14 protein-coding genes are annotated in these 15,163 nt (G+C 73.5%); 6 read left to right on the forward strand and 8 right to left on the reverse strand.

Annotation, left to right across the window (positions count from 1 at the left end; translation table 11 throughout):
- The first annotated feature begins 62 nt into the window (after positions 1-62).
- On the forward strand, positions 63-725 hold the full coding sequence (locus ACQ3I4_RS03600; RefSeq protein WP_430632824.1) for an MBL fold metallo-hydrolase: 663 nt from the start codon (positions 63-65) through the stop codon (positions 723-725).
- Here ACQ3I4_RS03600 and ACQ3I4_RS03605 read toward each other — a convergent pair.
- The gene (locus ACQ3I4_RS03605; RefSeq protein WP_430632960.1) at positions 722-1,825 is read right to left on the reverse strand and encodes a PLP-dependent cysteine synthase family protein; all 1,104 of its coding nucleotides are present in this window, start codon (positions 1,823-1,825) and stop codon (positions 722-724) included. The two genes, ACQ3I4_RS03600 and ACQ3I4_RS03605, sit on opposite strands and share 4 nt — an antisense overlap.
- 91 nt (positions 1,826-1,916) lie before the next feature.
- Between ACQ3I4_RS03605 and ACQ3I4_RS03610 the strand changes: the two genes are divergently transcribed.
- Complete coding sequence (locus ACQ3I4_RS03610; RefSeq protein WP_430632825.1) at positions 1,917-2,783, forward strand: sulfurtransferase; 867 nt, start codon at positions 1,917-1,919, stop codon at positions 2,781-2,783.
- 9 nt (positions 2,784-2,792) lie between these two features.
- Entirely contained in the window at positions 2,793-3,221 is a 429-nt protein-coding gene (locus ACQ3I4_RS03615; protein WP_430632826.1) for an HIT family protein, read from the forward strand.
- Here the strand turns inward: ACQ3I4_RS03615 and hrpA are convergent.
- Positions 3,218-7,354, reverse strand: coding sequence for an ATP-dependent RNA helicase HrpA (hrpA, locus tag ACQ3I4_RS03620; protein ID WP_430632827.1), 4,137 nt, complete (start codon positions 7,352-7,354; stop codon positions 3,218-3,220). The two genes, ACQ3I4_RS03615 and hrpA, sit on opposite strands and share 4 nt — an antisense overlap.
- Before the next feature lie 330 nt (positions 7,355-7,684).
- On the opposite strand from hrpA, the gene ACQ3I4_RS03625 reads away from it, so the two are divergent.
- The 3 genes from ACQ3I4_RS03625 (at position 7,685) to ACQ3I4_RS03635 (ending at position 10,454) form a co-directional block, all read left to right on the forward strand.
- On the forward strand, positions 7,685-8,674 hold the full coding sequence (locus tag ACQ3I4_RS03625; protein WP_329861024.1) for an ABC transporter substrate-binding protein: 990 nt from the start codon (positions 7,685-7,687) through the stop codon (positions 8,672-8,674).
- 83 nt (positions 8,675-8,757) lie between these two features.
- Positions 8,758-9,660, forward strand: a complete 903-nt coding sequence (locus tag ACQ3I4_RS03630; protein WP_430632828.1) for an ABC transporter permease — start codon at positions 8,758-8,760, stop codon at positions 9,658-9,660.
- Positions 9,661-9,662: 2 nt separating this feature from the next.
- Positions 9,663-10,454 (forward strand): ABC transporter ATP-binding protein, encoded by a 792-nt coding sequence (locus ACQ3I4_RS03635; RefSeq protein WP_329861022.1) that lies wholly within the window; start codon positions 9,663-9,665, stop codon positions 10,452-10,454.
- A gap of 110 nt (positions 10,455-10,564) precedes the next feature.
- Here ACQ3I4_RS03635 and ACQ3I4_RS03640 read toward each other — a convergent pair whose 3' ends face one another.
- Genes ACQ3I4_RS03640 through ACQ3I4_RS03665 form a run of 6 tightly spaced genes read right to left on the reverse strand, consistent with a single transcriptional unit; the run spans position 10,565 to position 15,127 of the window.
- On the reverse strand, positions 10,565-10,900 hold the full coding sequence (locus ACQ3I4_RS03640; protein WP_329861021.1) for a CHY zinc finger protein: 336 nt from the start codon (positions 10,898-10,900) through the stop codon (positions 10,565-10,567).
- Positions 10,897-11,493: a CbiQ family ECF transporter T component gene (locus tag ACQ3I4_RS03645; RefSeq protein ID WP_329861020.1), complete on the reverse strand. Its 597-nt coding sequence runs from the start codon at positions 11,491-11,493 to the stop codon at positions 10,897-10,899. The genes ACQ3I4_RS03640 and ACQ3I4_RS03645 overlap by 4 nt, the downstream gene beginning before the upstream one ends.
- Positions 11,487-12,173, reverse strand: coding sequence for an energy-coupling factor ABC transporter ATP-binding protein (locus ACQ3I4_RS03650; RefSeq protein ID WP_329861019.1), 687 nt, complete (start codon positions 12,171-12,173; stop codon positions 11,487-11,489). Before ACQ3I4_RS03650 ends, ACQ3I4_RS03645 begins: the two co-directional genes overlap by 7 nt.
- Positions 12,170-13,315 carry a thiolase family protein gene (locus ACQ3I4_RS03655; RefSeq protein ID WP_430632829.1) on the reverse strand — a complete coding sequence of 382 codons (1,146 nt, stop codon included), beginning with the start codon at positions 13,313-13,315 and terminating at the stop codon, positions 12,170-12,172. Before ACQ3I4_RS03655 ends, ACQ3I4_RS03650 begins: the two co-directional genes overlap by 4 nt.
- Positions 13,308-14,525, reverse strand: a complete 1,218-nt coding sequence (locus ACQ3I4_RS03660; RefSeq protein WP_430632830.1) for an ANL family adenylate-forming protein — start codon at positions 14,523-14,525, stop codon at positions 13,308-13,310. Before ACQ3I4_RS03660 ends, ACQ3I4_RS03655 begins: the two co-directional genes overlap by 8 nt.
- The gene (locus ACQ3I4_RS03665; protein WP_430632831.1) at positions 14,522-15,127 is read right to left on the reverse strand and encodes a biotin transporter BioY; all 606 of its coding nucleotides are present in this window, start codon (positions 15,125-15,127) and stop codon (positions 14,522-14,524) included. Before ACQ3I4_RS03665 ends, ACQ3I4_RS03660 begins: the two co-directional genes overlap by 4 nt.
- Between the last annotated feature and the right edge of the window lie 36 nt (positions 15,128-15,163).

Here is a 15,163-nt window from a genome sequence, read left to right on the forward strand (position 1 = left end):
GTCGCCCTCCAGCCTACCAGCGCGCCCTCGCGCGGGGCCGCGGCCGCGGCTACTGTGGGAGCATGCGGCTCACCAGACACGGACACTCCTGCGTGCGGTTGGAAGAGGGCGGGCGCGTCCTGGTCATCGACCCCGGTTCGTTCAGCGACCTCCCGGCCGCGCTGGAGGGCGCCGACGCCGTCCTGGTCACCCACGAGCACGCCGACCACATCGATGCCGACGTGGTCCTGGAGTGGCTCGCCGGCGCCGACGGCGTCCTGCTCCACGGACCCTCGTCGGTCGTCGACGCCTTGCGGGGACATCCGCTCGGGCCGGCCGTGGAGCGGCGCCTGCGGACCCTCGGGCCGGGGGAGAGGTTCGAGGCCGCGGGCTTCGACGTGCTGGCCCAGGGTGGGCAGCACGCGCTGATCCACCCCCACATCCCGCTCGTGGCGAACCTGGGCTACGTCGTCGACGGCGTCCTCTACCACCCCGGCGATTCGTTCATCGTCCCCGACGCCCCCGGAATCAGGATCCTGCTGGTGCCGCTGCACGCGCCGTGGTCCAAGCTGGCCGAGGTGCTCGACTTCGTCGTCGCGGTGCGTGCCGGGCTTGCGGTCCCGATCCACGACGGCCTCCTGAACGAGCGCGGCCTGGCGCTGGCCGACGCCCACGTCGGCCGGATCGCCGCCCGCTACGGCCTGGGCTTCCGCCGGCTGGAGCCCGGCGAGGTGCTCGAGGTCTAGCCGCCGTCCGGCGCCCCGTCCCAGCGACCGCATTCGAGGAAGCGGTCGATCATGCCGTCGTAGGGGGCGGGGTCGATGCCCTGGCCCGCAAGCCAGGCGGGGTCGCGGTGGGTGCCCCGGTAGCGTTCGGCGCCGTCGCAGAGCAGGGTCACGATGCTCCCGGTGCGGCCCGTGGCGACCATCTCGGCGGCGAGCTGCCAGGCGAGCCAGAGGTTGGTGCCGGTGGAGGGGCCGGCCTCGAGGTGGGCGAAGCGGGCCAGGTGGTTCATCGCGGCCACGGAGGCGCCGTCGGGCACGGTGCGCATCTCGTCGATGACGGAGGGGATGAAGCTCGGTTCCATGCGGGGCCGGCCGATGCCCTCGATCCGGCTGGCCCGCCCGGTCGCGGCGGCGGCGGCCGCGGCGCCCTTCCCGGAGCGCCAGGCGTCCCAGGCGGGCGCGAACGCGGAGCCCTCCGGGTCCGCGACGGCCAGGCGGGTGGGCAGGCGGTGGTAGCGCAGGTAGCGGCCGATGGTCGCGCTCGTGCCGCCGGTCCCGGCTCCGGCCACGATCCATTCCGGGACCGGGTGGGGTTCGCGGGCGAGCTGGCCCAGGAGGGACTCGGCGATGTTGTTGTTCCCGCGCCAGTCGGTGGCCCGTTCGGCGTAGGTGAACTGGTCCATGTAGTGTCCGCCGGAGTCGGCGGCGACGGCCTCGGCGCGGGCGTAGACCTCGGAGGCGTCCTTCACGAGCAGGCAGCGGCCGCCGAAGCGCTCGATCAGGGCGATCTTCTCGGCGCTCGTGCCGCGGGCCATGACGGCGGTGAAGTCCAGGCCGAGCAGCTGGGCGTAGTAGGCCTCGGAGACCGCGGTGCTGCCGCTGGAGGCCTCCACGATCGGCGTGGACTCGGTGATCCACCCGTTGACGAGCCCGTAGAGGAACAGGGAGCGGGCCAGGCGGTGCTTCAGGCTCCCGGTGCGGTGGGTGGACTCGTCCTTGAGGTAGAGCTGCACGCCCCAGTGCCCGGGCAGCGGCAGCCGGTGCAGGTGCGTGTCCGCCGAGCGGTTGTTCTCCGCCTCGATCACCCGCACGGCCTCGTCGACCCACTCACGCCCCCGCAACGAAGCCAGGGGACCAACGGACGCGGGACGGGGCGGCGGCAGGGGACTCTCCACGCAGGACACCCTACCGGGCAGCCGCTACGCTGGCAGGGTGGAGACCTTCATCAGCGCCGCCGGACTCGCCGAACGGCTGGAATCCGGGGAGCGGATCGTGCTGCTCGACGTCCGCTGGGCGCTCGGCGCGCCGGACGGCCGGGCAGCGTTCGCCCAGGGGCACCTGCCCGGCGCCGTGTACGTGGACCTCGAGTCCGAGCTCGCGTCCCACGGCACGCCCGGGGCCGGACGCCATCCGCTGCCGGATCCGGCGGAGTTCGCCCGTGCGGTGCGGCGCTGGGGAGTTCACGACGGCGATGCCCTCGTCGCGTACGACGCCGTCGGCGGGCTCTCGGCGGCCCGCGCCTGGTGGCTCCTGCGCCATGCCGGCTTCACCGACGTCTCCGTCCTCGACGGCGGGCTGCGGGCCTGGACCGAGGCGGGCCGCCCCCTCGAGGCCGGCGCCGTGCGGCCGGAGGCGGGCAACGCGGCCCCGGGATGGGGCGTGATGCCCGTGATCGACATCGACGAGGCCGCTGCCTGGCCGGGCCGCGGGGTCCTCCTCGATGCCCGGGCGGGCGGACGCTACCGGGGAGAGGCCGAGCCCGTCGATCCCCGCCGCGGACACATTCCCGGGGCGCTGAACCTTCCGGCCGCGGAGTGCCTGGACGACGCCGGACGCCTGCTGCCGCGGGACGTGCTGTGCGGGCGCGTGGCCGGGCTCGGGGCCGTGGGCGGTCCCACGGCCGCCTACTGTGGATCCGGCGTCACGGCGGCGTTCCTCGTGGCGGTCCTGGACCATCTCGGCGAAGAGGCGTCCCTGTTTCCCGGTTCCTGGTCACAATGGTCGGCCGATGCCACGCGCGAGGCGGCCACGGGCACCGAAGGCGGCGCACCGGATCCCCGGGCGCACACCACCGACTGAAAGGCATCCATGAGCACCCTGTTCACGAAGATCATCGACGGCGCGATCCCCGGCCGCTTCGTCTGGAAGGATCCGGAGGTCGTCGTCTTCCTCTCGATCGGCCCGCTGACCGATGGACACGCGCTGGTCGTCCCGCGCGAGGAGGTCGACGAGTGGACGGACGCGGAGCCGGAGCTGCTGGACAAGCTGCTGCGCGTGGCCCGGACCGTCGGCCGCGCTCAGAAGCGTGCGTTCTCCTCCCAGCGGGCCGGACTGCTCGTCGCCGGTTTCGAGGTGCCCCACCTGCACGTGCACGTCTGGCCCACGGCCTCCCTCGCCGACTTCGACCTGGCACGCGCGGACGCCAACCCGGATCCCGCGCGACTCGACGCGAACGCGGAGAAGCTCCGCGCGGCGCTCATCGAGGACGGCCACGCGGAGTTCGTCCCGCAGGGTTAGGCGGCCGCCTCGCGCAGTGCCGTGCGGACGCGCTTCTCGGAGACCGAGTGCGCGGTCCCGAGTTCCTGGGCGAACAGGCTCACGCGCAGTTCCTCGATCATCCACTTCACCGCCGCGAGGGCCGCGGGCGTGCGGACGCCGTCCGGGAGCGCGTCGAGGGCGGCGTCGTAGTCGTCCTCGAGCCCCTGGACCGTCAGCATCGCGGGCGTGTCCCGGCCCGCTCCTGAGGCCTCGAGCTTGTCCAGGCGCCGCTCGATCGCGGCGAGGTAGCGCGGCAGGTGGGCCAGCTGGGCGTAGCCGGTGCGGGCCACGAAGCCGGGGAAGACGAGCTGCTGCAGCTGCGTGCGGACGTCCATGAACGCGTTGACGAGCGCCGGTGAGGCGGCCTTCCCGAGGCGCCGCTCGATGCGGCGCGCCGAGGAGAGCACCTTCTCCACGACGGCGGTCACGGAGAACACCGTGTCGATCAGCTCGGCGCGGACCGTTTCGAAGAGCGCGTCGAAGTCCGCGCGCGTGTAGGGCAGCGCGGCCGGGACGAGCTTGTCCACGGCCGCGAAGGTGCAATCGTCGATGAGCGTGGCGACCGAGCCGTGCGGATTCTGCGTGAAGACGAGCTTCTCCTGGTTGTTCAGGTGGTCCAGGACGTACCGCGCGGGGGACGGGACGCGCAGCAGCAGGAGGCGGATGACGCCCGAGCGGTGCGCCGCGGCCTGCTCCAACGGGTCGCGGAAGACCGTCAGGTCCACCGAGGCGCCGCGGTCCAGCAGGCCGGGGTACGCCGTGACCTCTTGTCCCATGACGTTTGTCGCGACCTTCACCTCGATCGTGCCGGCGTTGCCGAGGGTCCCGTCCCAGGCCGTCAGGCCGCTCCGTTCCCAGACGGGCGCCGAGCGCGCCGTCCGGCCGCGGCCGGGCACGGGAGCGGCCGAGGGGCCGCCGCGCCCCGGTTCGCGCCCGGCGGGCGCCGCGCCGTGGCGGCCCGGACCGCCGTCGCCGGCCGCTCCCTGGCCCTGCCCGTTCCCGTCCGGGGGCGTCGCGCGGCCGGACGCCGCAGCGGCGCCTCCACGGGACGGCTGCCGCCCGGTGCCGCGGGAGTCCGGGGCGGCCGTGCCCGCCTGCGCCAAGGCCAGCAGCCGGTCGCCGGCACCGCCGAGCGAGGCCGCCAGCGCGCGGCGGTTCTGCTCGGCGAGCCTCTCCTGGAGCAGCGCGAGGTCCTTGGATCGGTCGAGGACCCGCCCCGAGGCGTCGACGACCTCGAAGCCCGGCCGCAGATGCGCCGGGACGGCGTCCCAGTTCCACTGCCCCGGGGGCACCACGTGCCCCTTGAGCCGGCGCAGCGCCAGCTCGAGCGAGGCCTCCAGCGCGTCGACGGCCGGGTCGAAGTCGCTGCCGAGGGCGGCCGCGGCCTGCCGGGCGACATCGGGAGCGGGGACGAAGTTCTTCCGCACGGCCTTGGGGAGGGACTTGATCAGCGCGGTGACGAGCTCGGTGCGCAGCCCGGGGATCTGCCAGCGGAAGCGCTCCGGGTCCAGCTGATTGAGGAAGAGCACGGGAACGCGGACCGTCACGCCGTCGGATTCGCCGGGCGCGGCGCCGGGGTTGAACTCGTAGGAGAGCTCCAGGTCCAGCGAGCCGTGGCGCCAGGTGCGGGGGAAGGCGTCCTGGTCCAGCTCCTCGGCGTCGGCCTGCAGGACGTCCTGCGGATCGAAGTCCAGTAGGGCCGGGTCCTTCTGCCGCGTGCGCTTCCACCAGCGGTCGAAGTGGCGTTCGGAGACCACGCCGGGGCCGATCCGGCGGTCGTAGAAGTCGAACAGGTCCTCGTCGGAGATCCGCAGGTCCCGCCGCCGCATGCGGGTTTCGAGCTCCTCGACGTCCTCGAGCAGCTTGCGGTTGCGCTGGAAGAAGGGGTGGTGCGTCTTCCAATCACCTTCGACGAGCGCATGCCGGATGAAGAGCTCGCGGCTCAGCTCCGGGTCCACGCGGCCGTACTGGATCCTGCGGTGCGGGATGACCGGGACCCCGTAGAGGGTCGCCTTCTCGTACCCCATGACGGAGCCCAGGCGGCGGGACCAGTGCGGTTCGGAGTAGCTGCGCTTGAGCAGCTCCGGCGCGACCTCCTCGACCCAGGCGGGGTCGAAGGCAGCCACGGTCCGGGCCCACAGCCGGCTCGTCTCGACGAGCTCCGCGGCCATGACCCAGTCCGGGGACTTCTTGAACAGCGCCGAGCCGGGGAAGACGGCGAAGCGGGTCCCGCGCGCGCCGGCGTACTCCCGCTTGCGCTCGTCGTAGGACCCGATGTGGCTCAGGAGGCCGGCGAGCAGGCTCGTGTGGATCTGGCGCTCCAGCCCGGCCGGGTCCACGGGACCGGTGCTGAGCGTGATGCCGAGCGGCTTGGCGAGCTGGCGCAGCTGCGCGAACAGGTCCTGCCACTCGCGCACGCGCAGGTAGTTGATGAACTCGTTGCGGCACAGCCGGCGGAAGGCCGAGGAGGAGAGCTCCTTCTGCTGCTCCTGCAGGTAGCGCCAGAGGTTCAGGTAGCCGGAGAAGTCGGACTTCGGATCGGCGAAGCGCCGGTGCAGCTCCTGGGCCCGCTCCCGCTGGCCCGTCTCCTGGGAGGGGCGCTCCCGGGGATCCTGGATCGTCAGGGCGGCGGCGAGGACCATGACCTCCTTGGCGCAGCCTCGCCGGCCCGACTCGACGATCATCCGGCCCAGCCTCACGTCGACGGGAAGCTGGGCGAGCTGGCGTCCGGTCGGCGTGATGCCGGCCCCGCCCGCCGTCGACAACGCCCCGAGCTCGCGCAGGAGGGCCACGCCGTCGGCCACGGCCTTGGAGTCCGGCGGCTCGACGAACGGGAAGCCGGCCACGTCCTGGGGCGAGTCGACGACGCCCATCGCGGCCATCTGCAGGATGACGGCGGCGAGGTTGGTGCGCAGGATCTCCGGATCGGTGAACTCGGGGCGGGAGGCGAAGTCCTCCTCGGAGTAGAGGCGGATCGCGATGCCGTCCGAGACGCGGCCGCAGCGGCCGGAGCGCTGGTTGGCGCTGGCCTGCGAGATCCGCTCGATCGGCAGCCGCTGCACCTTGGTGCGGTGCGAGTAGCGGGAGATGCGGGCCGTCCCGGTGTCGATGACGTACTTGATACCGGGGACGGTGAGCGACGTCTCGGCGACGTTCGTCGCCAGGACGATCCTCCGCGCCCCGCCCGGGTGGAAGACCTTGTGCTGCTCGACGAGGGACAAGCGGGCGAAGAGGGGCAGGATCTCGGTCCCGGCCAGCCGCCGGCTCGATTGCACGCGCGCCCGCAGGGCCTCGGCGGCGTCGCGGATCTCGCGCTCGCCCGAGAAGAAGACGAGGATGTCGCCGGGAGCCTCGCGGGAGAGCTCGTCGACGGCGTCGCACACGGCGTCGAGGGGGTCGCGGTCCTCCTCGCTGGCGTCCGGGTCGAGCTCGTCGGGGTCCAGGCCCTCGGCCGGGTTCAGTGGGCGGTACCGGATCTCGACGGGGTAGGTGCGGCCCGAGACCTCGACGACGGGTGCGGGGACGACCGCGGGGCCGCCCTCGGGAGGGACGACGGCGCCGTCGTCCCCGGGGGACGCGGGCGCGCCGAAGTGCCGGGCGAAGCGCTCGGGGTCGATCGTCGCCGACGTGATGACGAGCTTGAGCTCCGGGCGGCGGGGGAGCAGCCGCTTGAGGAAGCCGAGGAGGAAGTCGATGTTCAGGCTGCGCTCGTGGGCCTCGTCGATGATGATGGCGTCGTAGCGGCGCAGCATCGGATCGTGCTGGATCTCGGCGAGGAGGATGCCGTCGGTCATGACCTTGACGCGCGTGGAGCGCGAGGTCTGCGCCGTGAAGCGGACCTGGAATCCCACTTCGTCGCCGATCCGGACGCCGAGCTCCTCGGCGAGCCGCTCGGCGACCGTGCGTGCCGCGAGGCGGCGCGGCTGGGTGTGGCCGATGGAGCCGTTCTCGCCGAAGCCGAGCTCGAGGAGCATCTTCGGCAGCTGGGTCGTCTTTCCGGAGCCGGTCTCGCCCGCCACCACGACGACCTGGTGGCCGCGGATGGCCTCCATGATGTCCTCGCGGCGGGAGCTGACGGGCAGGAATTCCGGGTAGGTGATCGTCAAGGCCATGGTGCCCACCAGTCTAGTGGGGCGGGCGCCGCCGTCCGCCCGGCAGCCCCTCCGGCAAGGGGGAGCGGCACTCGTGGACGGCAGCTTGCCCTTGTGGGGCGCCTCACACGATTCGTCTGGAAAGTGGGGTCCTATGGGCGCGGCTTGTCCACGGCGACGTGTCACAGGTGGACATTGTGACGTGAGACATAGGTACCATCTAGTGGTTGGTGTCAAACGACGGTCAAGATCCCGCCGCACTCCCACCCGCAGAACCACCGGCCGCCCGGCCGGGGCCGCGTCCGACGAAGAACGCGCCCGCCGCCCGGACGGATCCATGAAAGGAAACCCATGAAAAGCACCACGTCGGCCAAGCTGGCCGCGTCCCTGATGGCGTCCGCCCTCCTCCTGACCGCCTGCGGCGACGGCGGCAGCGACGCGCCGGGCGCCGAGGGCCCCGTCGAGATCGGGATCGTGCAGTACGTCTCCCACCCGTCCCTCGACGCCGCCGCCGCCGGGTTCAAGCGGGCCCTCGCGGACGCCGGCTACGAGGGCGACGCCGTGGTGTTCGACGAGCAGAACGCCCAGGCGGATGCGGCGACCAACACGTCGATCGCCGGCAAGTTCGCCTCCGACGGCAAGGACCTGGTCCTCGCGATCGCCACGCCGAGCGCCCAGGCGGCGGCCCAGGCCATCGTGGACATCCCTGTGCTGTTCACCGCCGTCACCGATCCCGTGTCCGCCGACCTCGTCGACAGCCTCGAGGCACCCGGCTCCAACCTGACCGGAACGAGCGACCTGAACCCGGTCGCCGAGCAGATCGCCCTCATCAGGGAACTGGCGCCGGACGCACAGAGCGTCGGCATCGTCTACTCCTCCGGCGAGACCAACTCGACCGTCCAGGTGGAGCTGGCCAAGGAGGCCGCGGCCGAGCTCGGCCTCGAAGTGAAGGAAGCCGCCATCAGCACCTCGGGCGAGGTGCAGCAGGCCGCGCAGTCGCTCGATGTCGACGCCTTCTACGTGCCGACCGACAACAACGTCGTCTCGGCCCTCGAATCCGTGATCCAGGTCGCCGAGACCCGCAAGGTGCCGATCGTCGCTGGCGAGGGCGATTCGGTCGCCCGTGGCGCCGTCGCCACCTACGGCATCAACTACGAGCAGCTCGGTTACCAGACCGGCGAAATGGCCGTGAAGATCCTCAAGGGCGAGGCCGAGCCGGCCTCGATGGCGGTCGAGACCCAGAGCGACCTCGAGCTCTACGTCAACCCGGGTGCGGCCGAGCGCATGGGCGTGACGCTGCCGGACGGCTTCACCGATCAGGCCGACCACGTCGTCGAGTAGATCCCCCCGACCACCTCAGGGAGCGTCGTCGGAACACCCACCGGCGGCGCTCCCGACCCAAGAGAAAACCCAGGTTCCGCACCATGATCACCGCGGTTGAACTGGGCCTGATCTACGCGATCATGGCCCTCGGGGTCTACCTGACCTTCAAGATCCTCGACTTCCCCGACCTCACGGTCGACGGCAGCTTCACGACCGGGGCCGCCGTCGCCGCCGTCTCCATCATCAACGGCGTGCCGCCCCTGCTCGCGACGGCGATGGCCTTCGGCGCCGGACTCGCGGCCGGCGTCGTCACCGGACTGCTCCACACCAAGGGCAGGATCAACGGGCTGCTCGCCGGCATCCTGACGATGATCGCCCTGTACTCGATCAACCTGCGCATCATGGGCAAGGCGAACCTGCCGCTGCTGCGCGAGGAGACCCTCATCACCCCGCTGCGCGAGGCCGGCCTGCTCGGTGGGATCGTCAGCATCCTGCTCTTCCTGCTCGTGGCCCTCGTCGTGAAGCTCGTCCTCGACTGGTTCCTCCACACCGACGTGGGGCTGGCCATGCAGGCCACGGGCGACAACGAACAGATGATCCGCAGCTTCGGCGTCAGCACCGACAACCAGAAGATCCTCGGGCTCGCGCTCTCCAACGGCCTCGTCGCCACGTGTGGCGCGTTCATCGCCCAGTACCAGGGCTTCGCCGACATCGGCATGGGCATCGGCCTCATCCTGGCCGGCCTCGCCTCCGTCATCATCGGCCAGGCCATCTTCGGCTCGCGGCTCATCTGGATCGCGACGCTCGCCGTGGTCCTCGGCTCGGTCCTCTACCGCGTCGTCATCCAGCTGGCGCTCCAGGCGGGGCTGCAGCCGAACGACATGAAGCTCATCTCCGCCGTCCTGGTGGTGCTGGCGCTCGTCCTGCCGCAATGGAGCGGCTTCAAGAAGATCGCGGGCCGGATGGGCACGCGCAAGGCCGCGGCCAAGGGAGCGGAGGTCTAGCCATGCTGAAGATCACCAAAGTCAACAAGACGTTCTTCCCGGGAACCGTCAACGAGCGCAAGGCCCTGCGCGGCATCGACCTGGAGCTGGCCACCGGCGAGTTCGTCACCGTCATCGGCTCCAACGGCGCCGGCAAGTCGACCATCCTGAACACCATCTCGGGGAAGCTGCGCCCGGACACCGGAACGGTCCACATCGACGGCACCGACGTCACGCGGCTCGCGGACTACCAGCGCGCCCGCTACATGGGCCGCGTCTTCCAGGATCCGATGGCCGGCAGCGCGCCGACGATGACCATCGAGGAGAACATGGCCATGGCGCTCGGCCGGGGCCGCCGCCGCGGCCTGGCCCTGGGCGTGACCCGGTCCAAGCGCGAGCGGTTCCGCGAGGAGCTCGCCTCGCTCGAGCTGGGCCTCGAGAACCGGCTCAAGACCAAGGTCGGGCTCCTCTCCGGCGGCCAGCGGCAGGCGTTGAGCCTGCTCATGGCCACGTTCAGCGAGCCCAAGATGCTCCTGTTGGACGAGCACACCGCGGCGCTGGATCCGCAGCGCGCCGAGCTCGTCTCCCGGCTCACCGGCGAGATCGTCGAGCGCCACGGGCTGACCACCCTCATGGTCACGCACAACATGGAACAGGCCCTGCGCCTGGGCAGCCGGCTGATCATGATGCACGACGGCCAGATCATCCTGGACCTGGACACGGAGGCCAAGAAGAAGCAGACCGTCCAGGGCCTGCTGCACGAGTTCGAGAAGATCAAGGGCGCCCAGCTCGACGACCGCACGATGCTGCAGTAGCGCGGGCGTCGCGGAGTCCCGACGGCAAGGGGCCGGCCGGCAACGGCCGGCCCCTTGCGTGTGCCGGAGACGGGGAGCGGCCCGGGGTCGGGCTCCCGCCCCACGCCGGTTCAGGGCGCGGGCAGGGGCTCGAAGTACAGTTCCTCGTGGAGCTTGCAGCGCGGGTTGAAGGGGGCCGTGCAATGCGGGCAGGATTCGGCCGCGGTGTACTCGTCGATCCGCAGCGTCCTCCGGCACGCCCCGCACAGCACCGCGGCCTCGTCCCGGTCCGCGGCCGGCCACGTCCGCGTCGGGTGCTGGCCCGGCACCTCGTCGTGGCACCAGCGGCACGGGTAGAACGCGTCGCAGCAGGGGAAGCGGATGGCCACGATGTCGAGCTCGGTCCGGTAGTGCACGCATCGGGTCAGGGAGTCCACGACGGCCCCGAGGACCACTGGACGGCTCACCGGACGCCCCGCGCGGTGAGCGCCTCGCCGAGCTCGTCGGCGTGCTTGAGCGCCACGACGAGGAACGGCACGACGAACGTCGCGGGACCTCCGCGGGCGCCCCGCGCGCGCTGGGCCTCCCGCACGCCGGCCGCGATCCGGGCCAGGACGGGAAGGGTCGTCAGGGTCACGGTGAGCAGGAGCGAGACGCGCTGCGGATCGATGCCGAGCGCCGCCGCGGGCCTCAGCCCGCGCTCGAGCGCGGCCAGCAGGTCCGTGACCCGCGTCGTGAGCACGAGCAGCCCGGCGAGCAGGACCGCCGAGAGGACGCGGGAGGAGTTCGCCACGGCCGCCTCCGCCGGGAGGAAGAGCAGCTGCATGCCCACGGTGATGGCCGCGATCCAGCGCAGGGACCACAACTGGGCCAGGAAAACGCGCGGGCCCAGGGCCGCCGCGAGGTGGCCGGCGCACGCGACGCCCCACGCCACTCCCGCCGCCCACCAGGCCGAGGGCAGGAAGGAGAGCGCGAGGACCACGGCGGCCAGTCCGAGGACCTTGGGTCCGGCGGGAATCCGGTGCAGCGGCCCGGGGGTGGAGACGTAGTGGCTCAGCATGCCAAACTGCGCTCGTAGTGCCGGACCACGGCGGCGGCGTCGTCGACGGCGAGGATGCGCCCCCCGTCCACGAGCACCGCGGCGTCGCAGCGCCCGGCCAGGGCGAGGTCGTGCGTCACGAGGACGAGCCGGTGCGAGGGGCCCTCGAGCAGGTGGTCGGCGACCCGGCGGCCGTTGCGGGCGTCGAGGAGCGCGGTCGGCTCGTCGGCGACGACGAGCTCGGGCCGCCGGACGAACGCGCCGCAGAGGGCGAGGAGCTGCTTCTGCCCGCCGGAGAGCTCGTGGGCGGAGCGGGCGGCCAGGTGCGCGAGGCCGAACTCCTCGAGCGCCGCGTCCGTGCGGGCCGCCGATTCGCTCCGGGAGAGCCGCTCGGCGCGCAGCGAGAACGCGACGTCCTCCCGCACGGTCGGCATGATGATCTGCGCGTCGGGGTTGCTGAAGACGAACGCCGCGGGCGTGGGCCCGTTCTTGCGCCGCCGGGCCGGATCCGCGCCGTTGACCAGGACGCGCCCGGCCGTGGGGACCACGAGGCCTCCGATGACGCGGGCCAGGGTCGACTTGCCGGAGCCGTTGTCGCCGACCACGGCGATCCGGCGGGCCCCGGTGGCCAGGTCGACGGCGTCCAGGAGCGTCGTGTCGCCGAGGCGCACCGTCACGGATTCGAGGCGGATCGCGCTCACCGGACCACCTCGAAGACCGCCGCGACGCCGAGGCCGCCGCCGACGGACGCGGCGGCCAGGCCGAGGGTCCCCGCGGGCGCCCCGCCGCGGACGAGCCGGCTGAAGAGCCGCACGACGGCGACGGCGCCGCTCGCCCCCCAGGGGTGGCCCCAGGCCAGCGCTCCGCCGTCGGGACAGACGCGTTCGTCGTCCTCCGCCACGCCGATCCTGTCGAGGACGGCGAGGGTCTGCGCGGCGAAGGCCTCGACGAGTTCGACGGCGGCGAGCGCCTCCGTGCCGACGCCGGAGCGGGCGAGGGCCTCGAGGACGGCCGGTGCGGCCCCGGCGCCCGGCAGCGAGGGATCGCTGCCGGTCACGGCGTGGGCGCGCAGGGCGAGCCCGGCGGGGCGTCCCGCGCCGCCGGCCCGTTCGCAGTCCGACGGGACGAGCGCGACGGCGGCGGCGCCGTCGCTGATCCGGCACGAGTTCCCGGCGGTGACGACGCCGCCGGGAAACAGGGGCACATGGCGCGCCACGAGGCATCCGCTCCCGGGGCGCAGTCCGTCGTCGTCCAGCCCGGCGACGGGAACGATCTCCGCGCTGAAGGCGCCGCGGGCGTGCGCGGCCGCCGCCCGTTCGTGGCTGAGCATGGCGTAGGCGTCGAGCCGGGACCGCGGGATTCCGTCGGCCCGGGCCAGGTCCTCGGCGGCCTCGGGCATCCCCGGGTCGGGGAAGCCCGCCGGGACGAACGGGGCGCGGTCGTAGGGGACGCCGTCGATCGACCTCACGGGCGCCGTCGAGGCGCTCTCGGCCCCGCCCGCGAGCCGGGGGCGGTGGTCGCCGGCGCGGATGGACTCGGCCGCCGCGATCACCGCGGCCAGGCCGCTTCCGCACTGGCGGTCCACGGTCAGGCCCGGGACGGCGTGCCCGAGCCCCGCGGCGAGGGCCGCGACGCGGGCGGGGTTCCCGCCCGGTCCCATGCAGTTGCCGAGCACGACGTCGGCGAACGGCGCCCCGGTCCCGAGGACCGCGGCGGCGTCGTCGGCGACGGCCCGCAGCACGGGTGCGGCCAGGCCGTCGAGGCCCGTCCGCGCCAGGCCGCGGCCGCGGGTCGCGATGGGGGTCCGCCGCGCGGCGACGACGACGGGGTGTTCCTCACGCAAGGCGGGCCACCTCCCCGGCGGCGACGAGGCCCGCTGCGACCGAACGGGCCGGCTTGCCGTTGGCGGTGCGCGGCAGTTCGGCGGCGAACCAGCGGCGGGGGCGGTGCGAGGGGGCCAGGAGCTCTCGGGAGGCACGGCGCAACGCGGCTGCGCTCGGCGGGGAGGCGGGGTCTGCCGGTTCGACGACGGCCGCGACGAGGGCGCCGACCCCGGCCCGTGGCAGGCCGAGCACCAACGCGTCGGCGATGCCCGGAAGGCCGCGCAGGACGGATTCGACGTCCTCGGGGACCACGGTGGCCGAGGCGGTGAGGATGGCCCCGTCGCCGCGCCCGCGCAGGCGCAGCCGTCCTGCGGCGAGCTCGGCGAGGTCGCCGACGGTGTGCCAGCCGTTCTCGGAGCGGAGCGGTCCCGGGCCCCGGCCGCCGGCGACGGGCAGGTATCCCGAGGCCACGAAGGCCGAGCGGACCCACAGCTCGCCGTCCCGGGTGCGCAGCTCGACGCCCGGGAACGGGCGGTAGCCCTCGCCGTCGTCGTCGACCGCGACGAAGGAGAGCTCGGCGGCCCCGTAGTAGGAGACGACGCGGATGCCGCGGGAGGCGGCGTCGCGGCGCAGGCGCGCGTCGAGCCCGCTGCCGCCCACGAGGGCCGCGCGCAGGCGCGGCGGGGCCCCGGCGTCGATGAGCCGGCGCAGGGCCTGCGGCGTGCCGTGGAAGAGCGTGGCCTCCGCGGCGTCCGGGACGGTGGACGCGGGGCCCGTCCCCGTGCCACACGCCTCGGCCAGGACGGGCCGCGGTCCGCCCTCGAGGGAGTGGGCGAGGGAGAAGAGCGTGAGGGAGGAGACCGGAGGGGAGGGCAGCAGGACGACGTCGTCCCCGGTGGCCCCGAGGAGCCGCTCGGCGGCGCCGAACGAGTCCGACCACGAGGCGGCGCTGCGCATCACGACGCGCGGGAAGCCGCCGCTTCCCGAGGTCAGTCCCGCCCACGCCGCGTCGTCGGGCGGTGACGCGTCGGCGCAGGTGCGGAGGATGTCGTCCCATTGGCGGGGGCTCCAGCGGTCGTCGCCGACGAGGGGGACGCCGCCCCGGGAACGGATCGAGCGCAGCCGGGCGGCGAGCGCGGCCGCGCCGCCGTCGCCGGCCCGGCCTCCGGACGCCTCGCACGCGTCCGCGGGCCGGACCGGGACGAGCCGCGCTCCGGACGCTTCGGTCATCGGGCGCTGTCCGCCGGAACGGCGGCCGCGTCCGCGGTGTGCGCAGTGCGGGCGCGGAAAGCGCGCGGGTAGGCGCGGGCGAGCGTCATGGTGATCAGGGTCGCGAGGACGGCCTTGACGAGGTCGCCGGGGAGGAAGGCGAGGCTCTGCAGGGCCGTGGCCTCGAGCGGAAGGCGGGTGACGAGCGCCTGCACGGGGATGCCGAAGGCGTAGACCACGGCAATGCCGCCGACGAGGACTCCCAGCGCCGTGCGGGCCACGCTCAGCCGCGCGCCGCCGTGGACGATCAGCCCGATCACGAACGCGCCGGCGATCCAGCCGGCCAGGTAACCGGCCGAGGGGCCCACGAAGACGCCGAGCCCGCCGCGGCCTCCGGCGAGGAGCGGCAGCCCGACGGCGACGAGGGCCAGGAAGACGACCATCGACAGGGCGCCGCGCCACGGGCCGAGGACCGCGCCGGCCAGCATCACGCCGAGCGTCTGGGCGGTGATCGGCACGGAACCGAAGACGGACAGCCCCCCGGGAAGGCCGAGGACGGCGACGATGGCGGCGAAGACGGCGATGCGGGCGATGTCGGTGGCATCGAGGCGGAGGCGGTTCATCGGTTTCCTTGGGGGACGAGCGGGCCGTGAACGTTG

The organism is Zafaria sp. Z1313, from assembly GCF_050563205.1.
GTDB lineage: Bacteria > Actinomycetota > Actinomycetes > Actinomycetales > Micrococcaceae > JAZDCJ01.